Here is a 15,045-nt window from a genome sequence, read left to right as displayed (position 1 = left end):
TTAACTGAAGACACTAAATATTTGGTGAAAATCAGTGCCAAGCTTGAGTATACCATGGAAAATTATGATGAGGATGATTACGAAGATTTCGATGATGATGATCCAACAGCAGTAGTTGAGCCAGATCCAGAGGATATGGTCGATGGTGCAGACGAAGATTAATTTTTCTGATATACCACTAAGATTACTTTATTAAATTTCCGGCTTGCTTCTAGTAAGCCGGAAAAATTTTTCTACATATAAATTAAACTAAATATCGTTGTGCATACAACAGATTAATGAAAATTGACGAAATTGAAAATATCGAATTAAAGTTTTTGGATCTTGAAGATTATCAAGAATTAAAAGCAGCTATGATTTCTGCTTATACCAATATGCCTGGTTCATATTGGAAAGAGGAACATATAAAATCTTTAATCGATAAATTTCCAGAAGGCCAAGTAGTTATAAAAATCAATGGGCAAATAGCTGGCGTAGCGCTGTCTATAATTGTTGATTATGATGCGTTCGACGATAGCCATACTTATGAACAAATTACTGGTAAATATACTTTCGATACCCACGATGATGAAGGCGATGTGCTTTATGGCATAGAAGTTTTTATAAAACCTAGTTTTAGGGGCTTACGTTTAGGTCGACGTTTATATGATTATAGAAAAGAACTATGTGAGAAGTTAAATCTAAAAAGTATTGTATTTGGGGGCCGTATGCCTAACTACCATTCACATGCTTCAGAACTTTCGCCAAAAGAATATATAGCAAAGGTTCGTCGTAAAGAAATTCATGATCCAGTACTGAGTTTTCAAATCAGTAACGACTTTCATCCTGCTAAAGTAATGAAAGGGTATTTAGATGGTGATAAAGCTTCTCAAGACTTTGCTATTCTTATGGAATGGGATAATATTTATTATCAAAAACCAAATAAAAAGGCGGCTACCAAAAAGTCAATTGTTCGTTTAGGGTTGATTCAATGGCAAATGCGCCCTTACAAAGACTTAGAGGAACTTCTGCAACAAGCGGAATTTTTTATAGATTCTGTTTCTGGTTATAGGTCCGATTTTGCGCTATTTCCAGAGTTTTTTAACGCACCCTTAATGGCAGGGAACAATCATATGTCTACAGCCGATGCTATTAGAGAGCTGGCTAAACATACCCAAGCCATAGTTCAGAGATTTTCTGAATTCTCCATTTCTTATAATATCAATATTATTTCTGGTAGTATGCCTGAAATGATAGATGGACGTCTTTATAATGTAGGATATTTATGTAGACGCGATGGTAGTATGGAGCGTTATGAAAAGCTACACGTTACCCCAGATGAAGCAAAGATTTGGGGAATGCAAGGTGGTACACAGTTAAAGACTTTTGACACCGATTGTGGTAAAATAGGGATTTTGATTTGTTATGATTCTGAATTTCCTGAATTAAGTAGGTTACTGGCAGATGATGGTATGGATATTTTATTTGTTCCGTTCCTGACCGATACCCAAAATGGATATTCTCGTGTACGCCATTGCGCTCAAGCAAGAGCAATCGAAAACGAATGCTACGTAGCTATTGCCGGTAGTGTCGGTAACTTGCCAAATGTTGAGAATATGGATATACAGTTCGCTCAATCGATGGTATTTACTCCATGCGATTTCTCTTTTCCAACCAATGGTATTAAAGCGGAAGCTACCCCAAATACAGAAATGATCTTAATCGCAGATGTGGATATTGACCTACTGCGAGAGCTTAATCAATTTGGAGCTGTACGTAATTTGAAAGATAGAAGAACAGATTTATTTGAGTTAAAAAAGAAATAATTATAACTCCGTTTGTACGGAGTCAAAAAAAATAAATATTGGATAATTTACAAATAATAGGCAGTGAAGAGTGGTGTGTTTTTAATGACTTAGGCATCCCAGCTATAAAAGCAAGGGTAGATTCTGGAGCTAAAACATCTTCCATACAAGCTACCAATTTAAAAATAGTATCAAAAGGTGGTCATGAATGGGTTAAATTCGAGGTGAGTCCATTACAAGAAAACCGGAGTATTGGCATCGAATGCCAAGCAAGATTGGTAGACCGTCGTATGGTAAAAAGTTCTTCTGGTATTTCAGAAGAACGTTTGGTTATAAAAACACCTGTAACTATTGGTGAATCTACTTTTGAAATAGAGCTTACGCTAGCAAATAGAGATACGATGGAGTTTCGTATGCTGTTGGGAAGAGAGGCATTGAACGATCGTTTTATAGTGAACCCTGCTTTAAATTATCAATTGCAAAACTTTGAAGATGCAGAAGTCAATAAAATGTACGCGCCTTACTTTAAAGAAAAAACCGGATTAAAAATTGCTTTATTGGCTAGTAACCCAAGCTTATATAGTAACAAAAGAATTATGGAAGCCGCTGAAGCTAGAGGTCATGAAATTGATTTCTTAAATGTAGAGCAGGCCTATATGAAACTAGATGCGCATTCTCCAGAAATTAGATATCGTGGTGGCATCATTTTAAAAGATTACGATGCTGTTATACCACGCATTAAACCGTCGGTAACTTTTTATGGTTGTGCATTAATACGCCAATTCAATAACTTGGGCGTGTATTGTCAAAACTCTGCAGAGGCCATTACCCAATCTAGAGACAAGTTATTTGCGTCGCAGTTATTCTCAAAGAACGATATTCATATTCCTATTACAGGTTTTGCAAAATCGCCGATGGATACCAAAGACCTGATCAAAATGGTTAATGGTGCGCCGCTAATTATTAAGCTTTTAGAAAGTACCCAAGGTAAAGGTGTTGTTTTGGCAGAAACCAACAAGGCTGCAGAAAGTGTTATTAACGCGTTTAAAAGTGTTAATACCAATATTCTGGTACAAGAGTTTATTAAAGAAGCAAACGGGCAAGATATTCGTTGTTTCGTGGTTAATGGTAAAGTAGTCGCAAGTATGCAACGCCAAGCTCAAAAAGGGGAGTTTAGAGCTAATATTCACCAAGGTGGTATAGCCTCAATTATTAAGATCACTCCCGATGAAAAGAAATTAGCGTTAAAGGCTGCCAAGGTATTGAACCTTGCTGTTGCCGGTGTAGATATTATTCGTTCTAATAAAGGACCATTGTTGTTAGAGGTTAACTCTTCGCCAGGTTTAGAAGGTATTGAAAATGCTACGGGTAAAGATATCGCCAATGCTATGATCATGGCAATTGAAAAGCGATTGAAATTTGCTAATTAAAATAAATTTGAAGAACAGGTTAAACCCTGTTCTTCAAATTTTCTAACATTACTTCCGTAGTTTTTTGAAGGTCAAATTCTGCTTTCCAACCCCAATCTTTTTGTGCAGTGGTATCATCGATGCTACTTGGCCATGAATTCGCAATCTGTTGTCTAAAATCTGGTTCGTAGGCAATTTTAAATTTTGGTAGAACGGCTTTAATATTTTCGGCTATTTCTTTCGGTGTAAAACTCATTGCTGCTAAATTGTAAGAAGAACGTTCTTTAATATAATCTTCTGGTGCTTCCATAATCTGTAATGTGGCACGTATGGCATCGTCCATGAACATCATTGGTAATTTAGTATCTTCTTCAAGAAAGCAGGTATATGAGCCATCAGAAAGTGCTTTATGATAGATTTCTACGGCGTAATCTGTAGTTCCGCCACCTGGCATAGTTTTCCAGCTGATAAGTCCCGGGTAACGAATACTTCTCACATCCACATTAAACTTATTAAAGTAATACTCGCACCAACGTTCTCCACTTTGTTTGCTTATGCCATAAACCGTACTAGGTTCCATTATGGTATTCTGAGGTGTATCTTCTTTGGGAGTATTTGGACCAAAAACAGCAATACTAGAAGGCCAGAAAATCTTGTTTATCTTTTTTTCCTTTGCTAAATTCAATACATTGAAAAGGGTGTTCATATTAAGGTTCCATGCACGCATGGGGAATTTCTCTGCGGTTGCACTCAACATTGCCGCCATTAAATATACCTCAGAGATGTCATGATAGGCAATAATTTCTTCAAGTGCATCGTAGTTAGTGGCGTCTAAAATTTCAAACGGCCCAGATTGCATTAGTTCATCGTTACCTTCTCTAATATCGCTGGCGATAACATAGTCGCTGCCGTATTTTTCTCTAAGTGTTAGGGTTAGTTCTGTACCTATTTGACCACAGGCCCCGATAATCAATATGTATTTTGGCATTAAAAATTTCGTTAAATGAATTTGAGATAAAGATACCTTTTCTTAAAATTTGTACATTCGCTTATGTCCAAAATTATCTTTTTTTTATTCATCGTTACACTGGTCGCTTCTTGTAAAGATGCTCCATCAGATATTGCTACTGTTCATGAATCTCGTTGGGAAGAGACAACAGATAGTTTGCCAACAAAAATACGCGCAGATCCAAAGGCACAGTTAATTTTAAACGATTGGCGCGAATACAGTGCTTTAGACAAGAGTTTCGATAAAATCTATACTTCTGAAAATATTGAAGATTTTACCCTTGTAGTTGAAGAGTTGATAGAGAATCAGAATAAAATGGAGCTTGCCGAGTATCCTGAAAAATTTAATATTCCACAAATAAAAGGTCGTCAGAAGCTTTTTAAAACCTTCGTTTTAAAAACCAAGGGAGATTTGGAGTACCGACAGAATCCGAAAGAATCCATTTTACAAATGATTACGGCCTATAATGATTTAAGAAATCAATTTAACGTTGAGGTAAATAATACCTTATCAGAAGAATTACGTGCAAATGAAGAGAATTAGTTTATTACTAGTATTGATGTCTACAGTGCTATTTGCACAACAAAACGAAAAAAAACAAATTAGCAAGATAGTAGACGATTGGCATTTGGCCGCAGGTAGGGCAGATTTTGATGCTTATTTTGCATTAATGACTGACGATGCCGTATTTATTGGTACCGACGCTACAGAAAACTGGCAGCGCGACGAATTTATGAGCTTTTCTAAACCCTATTTTGATAAGGGCAAAGCATGGAATTTTACAGCTATAGAACGAAATATTTATGTCAATGATGATGCAAATCTAGCGTGGTTCGATGAGTTGTTAGATACCCAAATGAAAATTTGCCGTGGATCAGGTATCTTGAAAAAAGTGGATGGTGATTGGAAAGTGGCACATTATGTTTTGTCTATAGCCGTGCCAAATGATTTGGTAGACAGGCTGGTAGAGCTGAAAAAAGAAAAAGATGATTTGCTCTTAAAAGACTTTCAGAAAAATTAATAAAAAAAGGCGAATCTGTACGATTCGCCTTTTTTGGTTCAATAACAATTCGGTCTTATTTCTTCTCTTCTGGCGACTCTTTTCTAGAGGTCAGTGCTTGCTTGCTTAAACTAGCTAAGTTGAAATTAGGGTCAATTGCCAAAGCCTCGTCTAAAGTTGCTATTGCTTGGTCAATATTACTTTTATCCATATTATATTGTATAAGTGCTTTTACATGAATAAATGCAGCTTTTAAAGGAACTTCATATGGTTGTTGACGCTCATAGAATGCATATTTCATATCATCTGTAGCATTTAAAATACCATATTCAACATGTTTCATTGCACCTACGTTATCGCCGGTTTGTACTTTTAAATCTGCCAATTCATAGGCAAGGTATGCATTTGGATCTCTTAAATATAAAGCTTCAAACTGCTCTAAAGCTCTTTTTGGCTGGTTCATAGCTTTTAAAGAAACCGCTTTTACTTGAATGGCCAGATTAGAATCTGAATCTAATTTCTCGATTCCGATAATGTTCAATGCCTGTAAATGTTGATTGTCATTTGCATAGATATATGCAAGGGTATCATTACGTTGTTGAGATGGAGATAAGATATTTAAGTGAGTCAATGCATTGATTACACCATCAACATCGCCCTGTAACCGCATTTGATCATAAAATGCTTCGTAATGCTTTAGCAATTCTGATTTGGTCTGCGAATATCCATAACTACCTGACAATAATACTGCAGCTACTACTATTAAAACTGATTTTTTCATCTTTCTTGTTCTGTTTAAAGTGCGCTAAACTATTAAAATATTTTCTATGATCCTGTTAAGGAAAGGTTTAAATGTTAGAAATGAAAAAAGGCACCCTACAGGGCACCTTTTAAATAAGTTAAAATTTGAAAGCCTAAGCCAATTCTAAACTGTTGTTCGATTTTCTAAAAGAATTTAAAAGTTGGCTATAAAAACCAATACTCTTGTTGTCTTTTTCAACACATGAAATTAGAAATTTACACAGGTTATTAAATAATAAATTAGTGTAAAATGTTGGTAAATAGGTGTTCACCTTTTTTGGATCGTATAAACTATCGTCTTCTATTACCTCCATTTTAATTCTATGGCGATGATAGTCTATAGTTACATTCGTCGCATTATAATACTTTTTCAATAATGCAATATGTAAATCTTCATACTTTTTAGAACCGTTCGGGTTCTTGCAACTTAGGGAGATGAGCTTCTCTAATTCAACTAAAACCCTCTCCCGTAATTTATCTTTCTTCATAATATATGGTTTTATATTGTTAAACAAAGGTATGTCATACGTCGATAAGTAGTTGAATGTCAACAATATATTAACGCTGTTTTAGGGTGTTTGTTGTGAAAGGGATGCTATGTGTTGTAAAGGGTTAATTAATAGATGTAAGAAACTTATAGTAATTAATAAGAAAAATACTACAAAATGTAACAATTTTTTGATTTTTACCTGTTGCCGTATATTCTGGCGCAGGTATACCTCTTTTTTCTGCTTGTTGGGTATAATATTCTTTTTTAGACGGATGATCTGGGTATACTGCATTCAAAACATCATTGTAATGGTTACGGGCTATAATACTTTTGATGATGCCTATACAATCATCTAAATGAATTAAGTTAACAGGGGCGTCACCACCGCTAAGATTTTCTCTGCCCGATAGCATGCTTACGGGGTGTCTGTTGGGTCCAATCAATCCGCCAAATCGAATGATCGTGGTATTTAACGCTTTATCATTTTTTAAAAGGTCTTCGCACTGTACTAATTGTATACCAGATTCAGTGGTGGGTTGTGGTGTTGTTTTCTCTGTAACCGTACCCTCGGTATCACCATAAACAGCAGTGCTACTGGCAAATATGATATTTTTTACTGCCGATTTTTTAATAGCCTCGTGTAGTAATGCAATCTTTGCGATGTAACTTTCCTTCGGACCTTTTCCTCTTAGTTTCGGCGGAATATTTATAACCAGTACCGAGACTGAATCAAGAAATGCATGGATATCACCTTTAATTTCCTTTTCAGATAAAACTATTTTAAACGGAGTGATGCCTTTCTCTTTTAAGACCGTAATTTTCTCATTAGAAGTAGAAGTTCCGTTTACAGTATAGCCGTTGGCAATTAAATTTTCAGCCAATGGTAGTCCAAGCCATCCACAACCTATAACACCTATTTTCTTAGTCAAATTTTACTTTTTGTATGGTTAAAATAGCATCGTTCAATACAAACGGCATTGGTATTTGGTCTTCTTTTCGTTGCGGTATAGAGAACAATCCATTTTTAAGTAAATCGTTAGAAGCTTCATAAACTGTAAGTTCCAATTCTTGATCTTGCGGGACTTCTAAAATAATATCGGTGTAATTTTTATCACTAATATAATGGGTAACTAGCCTACCGCCATATCTGTTTTTAAGAAAATACTCAGATAGTTCTATTCCGTTTATATCTGCCTTTACTATATCGACATCATTGGTGAACACCTCTAAACGGTTTATAGGTCGATTCGGAGTAATACATAAATGAACTGTACGAATGTTATTTGCAATAGTGTCTAGTTGCACCTCAATAGTTGGTTTTGGTACATTCTTTAACGGAGCTTCATTTGTAAACGTAAAATTAGAACCGTATTTGCTGCTTATGGTCTTTTTAAAAAGAAGACTGTCTGCCGATTTTTTGGTGATGTATTGCGAAGTCCAGTCAGATGGTTGATGCTCGTAAGTTGCCCACTTCGCTTCATTTTCATCGGTATCTAAAACGTATAATAAACTTGTCGGTTTTGGTCTGTCTTTCGTAAAGCCAGAATCTATATGTGCCGATATCAAAAAGCCAGCAAATAGTAAGAAACTTAGAAACGCTAAAGCACCTTTTTTTCTGTATTTGGTTATCAATGGAAGTAATAAAAAGAAAATTAATGTCGTCAGTAGGGTAGAGGCTACCATCATTTTAAGACCTAGCCCAACCGGAAACATTTTTACGAACGGTGCGAATATGAATATTGCCGGTATGCCTAGAAATACCAATAAGAACGCATCGGGATTTTTTTGGTTGATATGCACATAAAAGGCAACTAAAAAGCTATATAAAGGTATAATGAAAAATGCAGCGCCTTTTAAATGCACCGCTATTAGACCGCAAATGATAATCCATATAATAAATGGGGCAACCAGTAAATTTGCCGTTTTAATCACTTTAAATTTATAATAGGCATAGAAACAAGTGCCCAAAGAAAATAAGGAGAAAGCAAATATATAGGCGTGACCGTTATAGGTGAAACCATGTAAAATATCATTATATGCCGGGTATAACCATTTTAAAAATTGCCAACTGAAGAAACCTACCACTCCATTAATGACCAAAGTGAAGAGTACGGGAATAAATCCTTTTAGAATATCTTTTCCATTCAATACTTTTTTTCGAAATCCGGAAATCAATAATACTATAAAAAAGAGAATGGCAATAACAAACATTGGCATGATCCAAGTAAACGGATATGACACCATTTTAAAAAATGGCACATTAAAATATACATTGTCATCAAGACTTTTTAAGTTGGTGATATCGGCATTACTGAAATAAGTTAATAAAGGCATAAGGTAGCTACCTTGGTGCGCCAAGGTATTTCTGTCTAATCTTTCGTAATTATCTATCTGAGTATGATAATCGAAATGGTCATCAATAAATGCGAAGTTGAAACCCTCAACGTCGCCATCTTCTCTAAATACGGTTAAATCGGTATCATTGGGCAACATTTTATAGATGCTATAGGCAAGTGAATTCGCTACGGGAAACTCAGGATTTGCAGCTATAAATTCAGAAATCAATTTGCTATTTCCTCTATTGGTTTCCATCAACATGTAACTTGGTCCGCCGCTGCCACGGGCTTCAAAATTTAAAACCAAGCCAACATCTTTTAGCCATTCATGCTTATCTACAAACAAATCTGCACCATTGAGACCTAATTCTTCAGCATCTGATATAAGAATGATTATATCGTTTTTAGGTGTGGCATTGGTTTTTAAAAAAGCCCTTACACCTTCTAAAATCGTAGCAACACCACTACCTGCATCACTTGCGCCTAATGAAGAATGTGGGTTACTATCATAGTGACTTAATAATAATAGTGCCTTGCCCGATTCGTTGCCTTTAATTCGGGCTAGTATATTTTCAGCTTTACTCAAATTACCCCAATCGCCAGCAGTATACCCTTCTTGCAAAGAAGTTTCTAAGCCTAATTTTTGAAGTTCTTCAGTAATATAGTTGCGAACGGTAGTATGTGCAGGAAAACCAACGCCATGCGGTTCTTTCGATATTTCTTTTACATGCACTAAAGCTCTATCTGTAGAAAACTCGGTTTTAACAATTGTTGCGTCCTCGTTATACTGTGGTAAAAGCACGCGAAAACTCCAATAGGTGGCAAGTATAATTAGGAGCAATGTTAGTAAGGTTGGTGTTTTTTTCATGATTGTGATATTCTTTTAAAAAGTCTTAAAATACTGATTATAAATTGGTATACATCGAAAATTATTAGTGTAATTCGTTTTATTTGTTATCTTTAGTAATCAACCTCTAAATAAACTGTCATGGGAATCAAAAGCTTTCAAGGTGTTCGAAAAGTATTTAAAAAGGAATTTGATGCCCCAATTTTGGTCGCTGATTATATGACGACTAAGTTAATCACTTTTTCGCCAGATGATTCAATTTTAGCCGTAATGGAGAAATTTGCCAAGCATCATATATCTGGTGGACCGGTTTTGGACAACAACGGATTTCTAGTGGGGATCATTTCTGAAGCCGATTGTATGAAGCAGATTTCTGAAAGTCGTTACTTTAATCAACCTATTTTAGATAAGAGTGTAGAGAATTTCATGACAAAGTCAGTAGAGACAATACCTCATGATATTTCAATTTTTGACGCAGCAGGTATTTTTGCACAACACAATAGAAGAAGACTACCTGTTATGAAAAACGGAATTTTGGTAGGTCAAATAAGTAGAAAAGATATCGTTGTGGCTGCACTGAAATTAAGTGGACATAATTGGAAATAAATTTTATTAAGTACAGAGCATAAAGTGTTAAGTAAGAAGTACAAAGTATGAAGTACAAAGTATGAAGTACAAAGTATGAAGTACAAAGTATGAAGTTAACTTATAAAAAAAGTCTCCTTTTTGGAGACTTTTTTTTATATAACGCCAACAGCCAACAGCCAACAGCCAACAGCCAACAGCCAACAGCCAACAGCCAACAGCCAACAGCCAACAGCCAACAGCCAACTATTCCCTCTTTACAATCATGTAAAAATCATTGTCAAGTGGTAAATAACCTAAATCATATAAAAAGAAATATGTAGTGCCTTTTTTTGTGGTGTACAGATTGGTGATGAAGTCAAAATCAAAACCTTTATCTATTAACCGCATACGGGTGGTTTTCGTCTTGCCATCTTTTAATTTATAACTATCAAGAATACGGTAGTTTTTGCGAAGCTTATTATTAATGTTCCTAATAAGGTTTTTACTATCTGGGTTAACCCTATTGTTAAACGTATTACGGCAGTGATCATTACAGAACTTTTTGTCGATCCTGCCCATAACCTTATTTCCACATTCTAAACAGGCTCTTTCCATCTATTGTCTATGGTAGTTAAAGGTAACTTCGTTCGATGTTCCGTCTTCTTCACCAACCTCTACATGCATGTTTATTTCTTTGTCAGATATGCGCTCAATAGTAAAATCATCAAAATAAAATTTGTTTTCTTCTATTTTAACTAATCTAAATTCTATATTTTCATCTCGTTCTTCCCAACCACTTAAATTAGCATCGAAATGTTTGAGTTGTAAGATGAGTGTTCCATCTATCTCAATAAGATGACCGAATTCATAAAAGCTTACTTCACCTTTATCTAGTAATCTAAAGGAGAACATCATTGAACCATCTGCAGGTGGAGACCATATTTCCTCAGCAATTCCGCCAAAGGCTTTTCCTTTCCAGTGTCCCGCAAGCCATTCTATATTGTTCAATGTCGCAGCCGGACTAATCATTCCTTCTTCAAAAGAAACTGTATTTTGTGCTTGTAGCAAACACATTGATGAAAGTAAGAAAAGTAGAAGTAATTTCATGTTCTAGTATTTGCAACAAGATACAAATTAAACGTTTACAAACGGCTTCGCTTATTTTTCATAAAACTCTATAGGTAAGTCATCTGGATCGGCAATAAAAGTGAATCGCTTGTTGGTAAATTCGTCGATACGAATAGGTTCTGCAATTACATCGTGTTTTTTACAATGTGCAATTATATTCTCTAAATCATCGACCTCAAATGCAATATGTCGCAGTCCGCATGACTCTGGTCTTGACGGTCGTTTTGGCGGATTAGGGAAAGAGAACAATTCAATGATATACTCACCTTTCAATGCCAAATCTAATTTGTAAGATTGTCGCTCTTCTCGATATACCTCTCGAATGATTTCTAACTCTAAAACTTCTATGTAGAATTTTTTAGAAACTTCGTAATTAGAGCAGATGATGGCGGTGTGGTGTACTTTATTCATGAAGTGTTTATTTTATTTTTTTCAAATAGCCTTGTTGTTTACCTTCTATCAAAAATTATAATTCATTAACAATATAATTATTTAAAAACTCCGGCAATACAACCTTCTCAATTTTAGCTATAGCCTCACTTACGGGAGTTTCAGATTTTCTAAGGTTTATTGCCATATGGTTAACACCAACATTTTCATATGCTTTTAAATATTCGGTAAGATGGTTAATACCTACTGTACCACCGAAACGCTGTGGTTTAAAAGTAGCATTATCATTTGGATCTAAGTTTAAATGTATGGCCGAAATATAAGGTTTGGCCGCTTGGTCTTCATCATACAAGGCGTTACACCAGTATTTTCTGTTTTCTAAAGTTTCTGCTACGGGTCGTGGGTAATTAAACCAAGCTTGCGCGTTTTTGGCAATCCAATTAATACTTTGTCCTGAATGACCAGCTACTACAAGTGGAATGTCTTTTTTCGGTTTAGGATAGACTTCAATACCGCTATTTAAAAAATCATATTTAGATTTTAAATCGCTATTCGTTTTCCAAGCTTCTTTAATGATATCAAGATTGTTTCTAAAGATTTCTGGTCTTTTATTATAATCGATATTGTACATTGGGAACTCCACAGGTCTGTCGCCCAAACCCAAACCTAACAAAAGTCTTCCGTCACTTAAATTATCTATGGTAGCAGCAGCTTTTGCCAATTTTATAGGCTGTTGTAGAGGTAATACTATGGCAGCTATACCCAACAAAATGTTTTTGGTAGCAGCAGATAAATATCCCAAGTACGGCAAGGTGTCAAACAATTGAGCACCATCACCAAAATTAGGGTCATATACAGGAACATCTCGCAACCATAAAGCAGCGAACCCTGCTTCATCAATTTGTTTTGCTAATGCCAAATGGTTAGAAATATCGGGCACGCCAAAAGGTCTGTTATCTTCCAACCGTTTGCGATTTCCTTCTGATGACCAATCATTATCTAAAGGAAACTCTATACCAAGTGTCATTTTACCTGGTCTATATAGTTTATCAAATTGATTCATAGTGTTATTTGTTTTTGAAATCATCAGGTTTCTGTGAAGACACCTGATGATTTTCAAGATTAGTTATTCCAGATACTATCTGCAGTGTATAGGCCGTTTTCAACTTCCCAAAATTTGCCATCTATAAAGCGGTGTCCCTTATCTAAATCCATCAACAACGCCATATCTTCTTCAGTAAGTGTATGGTTTATCGTTTCTAAATTTTGAAGTAATCGTGCTTCATTAATCGATTTAGGAATGACCGCAATACCTCGTTGCATCGTAAATGCCAATGCTACTTGTGCAGGCGACATATTTCTTGAGTCGGCTATGTTTTTTATCGTATCATTTTCCAACAAACGTAGCGTGGTGTTTTTATCTACAAGCGAACCTAAAGGTGCGTAAGCGGTTAGCAGAATATCGTGTTGTAAGCAGAATGTTTTTAATTCTTCTTGTTGTAAAAACGGATGCATTTCCACTTGATTCATCTCTGGTTGATGCACTGCAGTCGCCAATACTTCTTTAAGTTGATTTTCATTAAAGTTACTCACGCCAATATGCTTTGCAAGACCTTGCTCTAAAGCAGCTTCCATACCTTTCCAAGTATTGGTTAATGGTACTTCTGAAAGTGGAATAAAATCGGATGCGTTTTCTGGCATTTCTGTTCCTTTTTTAAGAGCGATAGGCCAGTGGATAAGATACAGGTCTAGATAATCTAGCTGTAAATCTTCTAATGTTTGATGCAATGCTGGAATCACATTTTCCTCACCATGGGAAGCATTCCATAATTTTGAAGTCACCCATAAATCTTTTCGTGTGACTAAACCTTGTTTAATTGCTTCGGCAATGGCGTTACCTACTTCTTTCTCGTTTCCGTAAGCCGCAGCACAATCTATATGTTTGTATCCTATTTTAATAGCGGAAAGTACCGCATTGTACACTTCATTAGGTTCAGAACGAAACGTTCCTAAGCCTAAAATTGGCATTTCGTCGTTATTTCTAAATTTTAATGCAGTCATTATTTATATTTTTTCTTTTTTGAATAAAACTAGGGTCAACAACAATCCTACAATCACTAGAATACCACCTACCCAAGGTGTTGCTGCAATACCTAAGCTCGATTCTACAACCATTCCGCCTACATAAGCACCAATAGCAATACCTACGTTAAATGCTGCAATGTTTAATGCAGATGCTACGTCTTCTGTTCCTGGTAAGTACTTTTCCGCCATTTTCACTACGTATAATTGCAATGCTGGCACGTTCGAAAAGGCAAGTATTCCCATAAAAAACAATGTTATTATTGCAAAAATCTGACTTGAAGCCGTAAAGTATAACACAAACAACACAATGGCTTGTAACGCGAACATTACCAGTAATGCTTTTCCGGGTTTGTTGTTAGATACTTTACCACCAATAATATTTCCTATGGCAATAGCGATACCATAAATTAAAAGGAATACACTGGTCATATTTGAAGAGAAACCGGTTACTTCTTCCAATAATGGCGTCAAATATGTGAAGGTGACAAATGTACCACCATAACCAAATGCGGTAATGGCTAACACCAATAAAATAGACGGATTTTTAATCACTTTTAATTGGTCAATAAAGCGTAATGGTTCAGATTGTTTGATGTTTTTAGGAACCAAAGCTAAACTAGCTATTGCACCTACTAATCCTAAAAGGGCAACACCAATAAAGGTTGCTCTCCAGCCAAAATTCTGACCTATGTATGTGCCTAAAGGCACACCAGTTACAATAGCCACAGTAAGACCTGCAAACATTATTGAAATGGCAGTTGCTCTCTTATCTTTTGGCACCAAACTAGCGGCAATGGTAGAACCGATAGAAAAGAATACACCGTGTGCAAAACCTGTTACCACTCTTGATAATAGCAATAATTCAAAACTTGGTGCAATTGCTGCTAATCCGTTACCAATTATAAATAGCACCATAATACCCATTAATAACTGTTTTCTTGGAATTTTACCTGTTAGGGCAGTTAGTATTGGTGCACCAATAGCAACACCAATAGCATAGAGACTTACTAATAATCCTGCGGATGTTAACGATGTCCCTAAATCATTTGCAACGGTAGATAGTAAACCTACAATTACAAATTCTGTTGTTCCTATGGCAAATGCACTTATGGTCAATGCCCATAATGCTGCCGGTAGTCCTTTCTTTTTAGCTACCGTAGTATCTCTATGTATTGTTGATGTTTCCATAATTTCTATTC

The 15,045-nt window shown here is 35.7% G+C and carries 16 protein-coding genes; 5 read left to right on the top strand and 11 right to left on the bottom strand.

The window, feature by feature from the left end; translation table 11 throughout:
* Positions 1 to 278 precede the first annotated feature (278 nt).
* The gene (locus ACEN2N_RS04060) at positions 279 to 1,805 is read left to right on the top strand and encodes a bifunctional GNAT family N-acetyltransferase/carbon-nitrogen hydrolase family protein (RefSeq protein WP_441823115.1); all 1,527 of its coding nucleotides are present in this window, start codon (positions 279 to 281) and stop codon (positions 1,803 to 1,805) included.
* Between the two features lie 35 nt (positions 1,806 to 1,840).
* Complete coding sequence (gene rimK, locus ACEN2N_RS04055) at positions 1,841 to 3,214, top strand: 30S ribosomal protein S6--L-glutamate ligase (RefSeq protein ID WP_424004463.1); 1,374 nt, start codon at positions 1,841 to 1,843, stop codon at positions 3,212 to 3,214.
* 19 nt (positions 3,215 to 3,233) lie between these two features.
* On the opposite strand, the gene ACEN2N_RS04050 is transcribed toward rimK, so the two are convergent.
* Positions 3,234 to 4,181, bottom strand: coding sequence for an NAD-dependent epimerase/dehydratase family protein (locus ACEN2N_RS04050; protein ID WP_441823114.1), 948 nt, complete (start codon positions 4,179 to 4,181; stop codon positions 3,234 to 3,236).
* 63 nt (positions 4,182 to 4,244) lie between these two features.
* Between ACEN2N_RS04050 and ACEN2N_RS04045 the strand changes: the two genes are divergently transcribed.
* Positions 4,245 to 4,745, top strand: coding sequence for a hypothetical protein (locus ACEN2N_RS04045; RefSeq protein WP_441823113.1), 501 nt, complete (start codon positions 4,245 to 4,247; stop codon positions 4,743 to 4,745).
* A complete protein-coding gene (locus ACEN2N_RS04040) occupies positions 4,732 to 5,223 on the top strand; it encodes a nuclear transport factor 2 family protein (protein ID WP_441823112.1) in 492 nt (163 codons plus the stop codon). The genes ACEN2N_RS04045 and ACEN2N_RS04040 overlap by 14 nt, the downstream gene beginning before the upstream one ends.
* A 55-nt stretch (positions 5,224 to 5,278) precedes the next feature.
* On the opposite strand, the gene ACEN2N_RS04035 is transcribed toward ACEN2N_RS04040, so the two are convergent.
* From ACEN2N_RS04035 to ACEN2N_RS04020, 4 genes are all read right to left on the bottom strand, one after another.
* Positions 5,279 to 5,983 carry a hypothetical protein gene (locus tag ACEN2N_RS04035; protein WP_441823111.1) on the bottom strand — a complete coding sequence of 235 codons (705 nt, stop codon included), beginning with the start codon at positions 5,981 to 5,983 and terminating at the stop codon, positions 5,279 to 5,281.
* A gap of 133 nt (positions 5,984 to 6,116) precedes the next feature.
* Complete coding sequence (locus ACEN2N_RS04030) at positions 6,117 to 6,491, bottom strand: hypothetical protein (protein WP_441823110.1); 375 nt, start codon at positions 6,489 to 6,491, stop codon at positions 6,117 to 6,119.
* Positions 6,492 to 6,615: 124 nt separating this feature from the next.
* Positions 6,616 to 7,422, bottom strand: coding sequence for an SDR family oxidoreductase (locus tag ACEN2N_RS04025; RefSeq protein ID WP_441823109.1), 807 nt, complete (start codon positions 7,420 to 7,422; stop codon positions 6,616 to 6,618).
* Positions 7,415 to 9,697 carry a M28 family peptidase gene (locus tag ACEN2N_RS04020; RefSeq protein WP_441823108.1) on the bottom strand — a complete coding sequence of 761 codons (2,283 nt, stop codon included), beginning with the start codon at positions 9,695 to 9,697 and terminating at the stop codon, positions 7,415 to 7,417. Before ACEN2N_RS04020 ends, ACEN2N_RS04025 begins: the two co-directional genes overlap by 8 nt.
* A 120-nt stretch (positions 9,698 to 9,817) precedes the next feature.
* Here ACEN2N_RS04020 and ACEN2N_RS04015 point away from each other — a divergent pair, with 120 nt between their 5' ends.
* Positions 9,818 to 10,282, top strand: coding sequence for a CBS domain-containing protein (locus ACEN2N_RS04015; protein ID WP_423996958.1), 465 nt, complete (start codon positions 9,818 to 9,820; stop codon positions 10,280 to 10,282).
* Between the two features lie 225 nt (positions 10,283 to 10,507).
* On the opposite strand, the gene ACEN2N_RS04010 is transcribed toward ACEN2N_RS04015, so the two are convergent.
* The 6 genes from ACEN2N_RS04010 to ACEN2N_RS03985 are packed head-to-tail and all read right to left on the bottom strand — an operon-like array spanning position 10,508 to position 15,034.
* Positions 10,508 to 10,858: a hypothetical protein gene (locus ACEN2N_RS04010; protein ID WP_441823107.1), complete on the bottom strand. Its 351-nt coding sequence runs from the start codon at positions 10,856 to 10,858 to the stop codon at positions 10,508 to 10,510.
* Positions 10,859 to 11,350 (bottom strand): DUF6265 family protein, encoded by a 492-nt coding sequence (locus ACEN2N_RS04005; RefSeq protein WP_441823106.1) that lies wholly within the window; start codon positions 11,348 to 11,350, stop codon positions 10,859 to 10,861.
* 51 nt (positions 11,351 to 11,401) lie between these two features.
* Positions 11,402 to 11,782 (bottom strand): SMU1112c/YaeR family gloxylase I-like metalloprotein, encoded by a 381-nt coding sequence (gene gloA2 / locus ACEN2N_RS04000; protein ID WP_441823105.1) that lies wholly within the window; start codon positions 11,780 to 11,782, stop codon positions 11,402 to 11,404.
* A 55-nt stretch (positions 11,783 to 11,837) separates the two neighbouring features.
* Complete coding sequence (locus ACEN2N_RS03995) at positions 11,838 to 12,824, bottom strand: TIGR03571 family LLM class oxidoreductase (protein ID WP_441823104.1); 987 nt, start codon at positions 12,822 to 12,824, stop codon at positions 11,838 to 11,840.
* A gap of 59 nt (positions 12,825 to 12,883) precedes the next feature.
* Positions 12,884 to 13,822, bottom strand: coding sequence for an aldo/keto reductase (locus ACEN2N_RS03990; RefSeq protein ID WP_441823103.1), 939 nt, complete (start codon positions 13,820 to 13,822; stop codon positions 12,884 to 12,886).
* Positions 13,823 to 13,825: 3 nt separating this feature from the next.
* Positions 13,826 to 15,034 (bottom strand): MFS transporter, encoded by a 1,209-nt coding sequence (locus ACEN2N_RS03985; RefSeq protein ID WP_441823102.1) that lies wholly within the window; start codon positions 15,032 to 15,034, stop codon positions 13,826 to 13,828.
* Positions 15,035 to 15,045: the final 11 nt, after the last annotated feature.

The organism is Maribacter spongiicola, assembly GCF_052119685.1.
GTDB lineage: Bacteria > Bacteroidota > Bacteroidia > Flavobacteriales > Flavobacteriaceae > Maribacter > Maribacter spongiicola_A.
This window is presented reverse-complemented; position numbering and strand designations above follow the sequence as displayed.

Excerpts from the sequence above, each read along its gene's own strand:
- ACEN2N_RS03990 (WP_441823103.1), bottom strand. The coding sequence starts at position 13,822 with ATGACTGCATTAAAATTTAGAAATAACGACGAAATGCCAATTTTAGGC.
- ACEN2N_RS04005 (WP_441823106.1), bottom strand. The coding sequence starts at position 11,350 with ATGAAATTACTTCTACTTTTCTTACTTTCATCAATGTGTTTGCTACAA.
- ACEN2N_RS04010 (WP_441823107.1), bottom strand. The coding sequence starts at position 10,858 with ATGGAAAGAGCCTGTTTAGAATGTGGAAATAAGGTTATGGGCAGGATC.
- ACEN2N_RS04030 (WP_441823110.1), bottom strand. The coding sequence starts at position 6,491 with ATGAAGAAAGATAAATTACGGGAGAGGGTTTTAGTTGAATTAGAGAAG.
- ACEN2N_RS04045 (WP_441823113.1), top strand. The coding sequence starts at position 4,245 with ATGTCCAAAATTATCTTTTTTTTATTCATCGTTACACTGGTCGCTTCT.
- ACEN2N_RS04020 (WP_441823108.1), bottom strand. The coding sequence starts at position 9,697 with ATGAAAAAAACACCAACCTTACTAACATTGCTCCTAATTATACTTGCC.
- ACEN2N_RS03985 (WP_441823102.1), bottom strand. The coding sequence starts at position 15,034 with ATGGAAACATCAACAATACATAGAGATACTACGGTAGCTAAAAAGAAA.
- ACEN2N_RS04015 (WP_423996958.1), top strand. The coding sequence starts at position 9,818 with ATGGGAATCAAAAGCTTTCAAGGTGTTCGAAAAGTATTTAAAAAGGAA.
- ACEN2N_RS04060 (WP_441823115.1), top strand. The coding sequence starts at position 279 with ATGAAAATTGACGAAATTGAAAATATCGAATTAAAGTTTTTGGATCTT.
- gloA2 (WP_441823105.1), bottom strand. The coding sequence starts at position 11,782 with ATGAATAAAGTACACCACACCGCCATCATCTGCTCTAATTACGAAGTT.
- ACEN2N_RS04040 (WP_441823112.1), top strand. The coding sequence starts at position 4,732 with ATGAAGAGAATTAGTTTATTACTAGTATTGATGTCTACAGTGCTATTT.
- ACEN2N_RS03995 (WP_441823104.1), bottom strand. The coding sequence starts at position 12,824 with ATGAATCAATTTGATAAACTATATAGACCAGGTAAAATGACACTTGGT.
- ACEN2N_RS04035 (WP_441823111.1), bottom strand. The coding sequence starts at position 5,983 with ATGAAAAAATCAGTTTTAATAGTAGTAGCTGCAGTATTATTGTCAGGT.
- ACEN2N_RS04050 (WP_441823114.1), bottom strand. The coding sequence starts at position 4,181 with ATGCCAAAATACATATTGATTATCGGGGCCTGTGGTCAAATAGGTACA.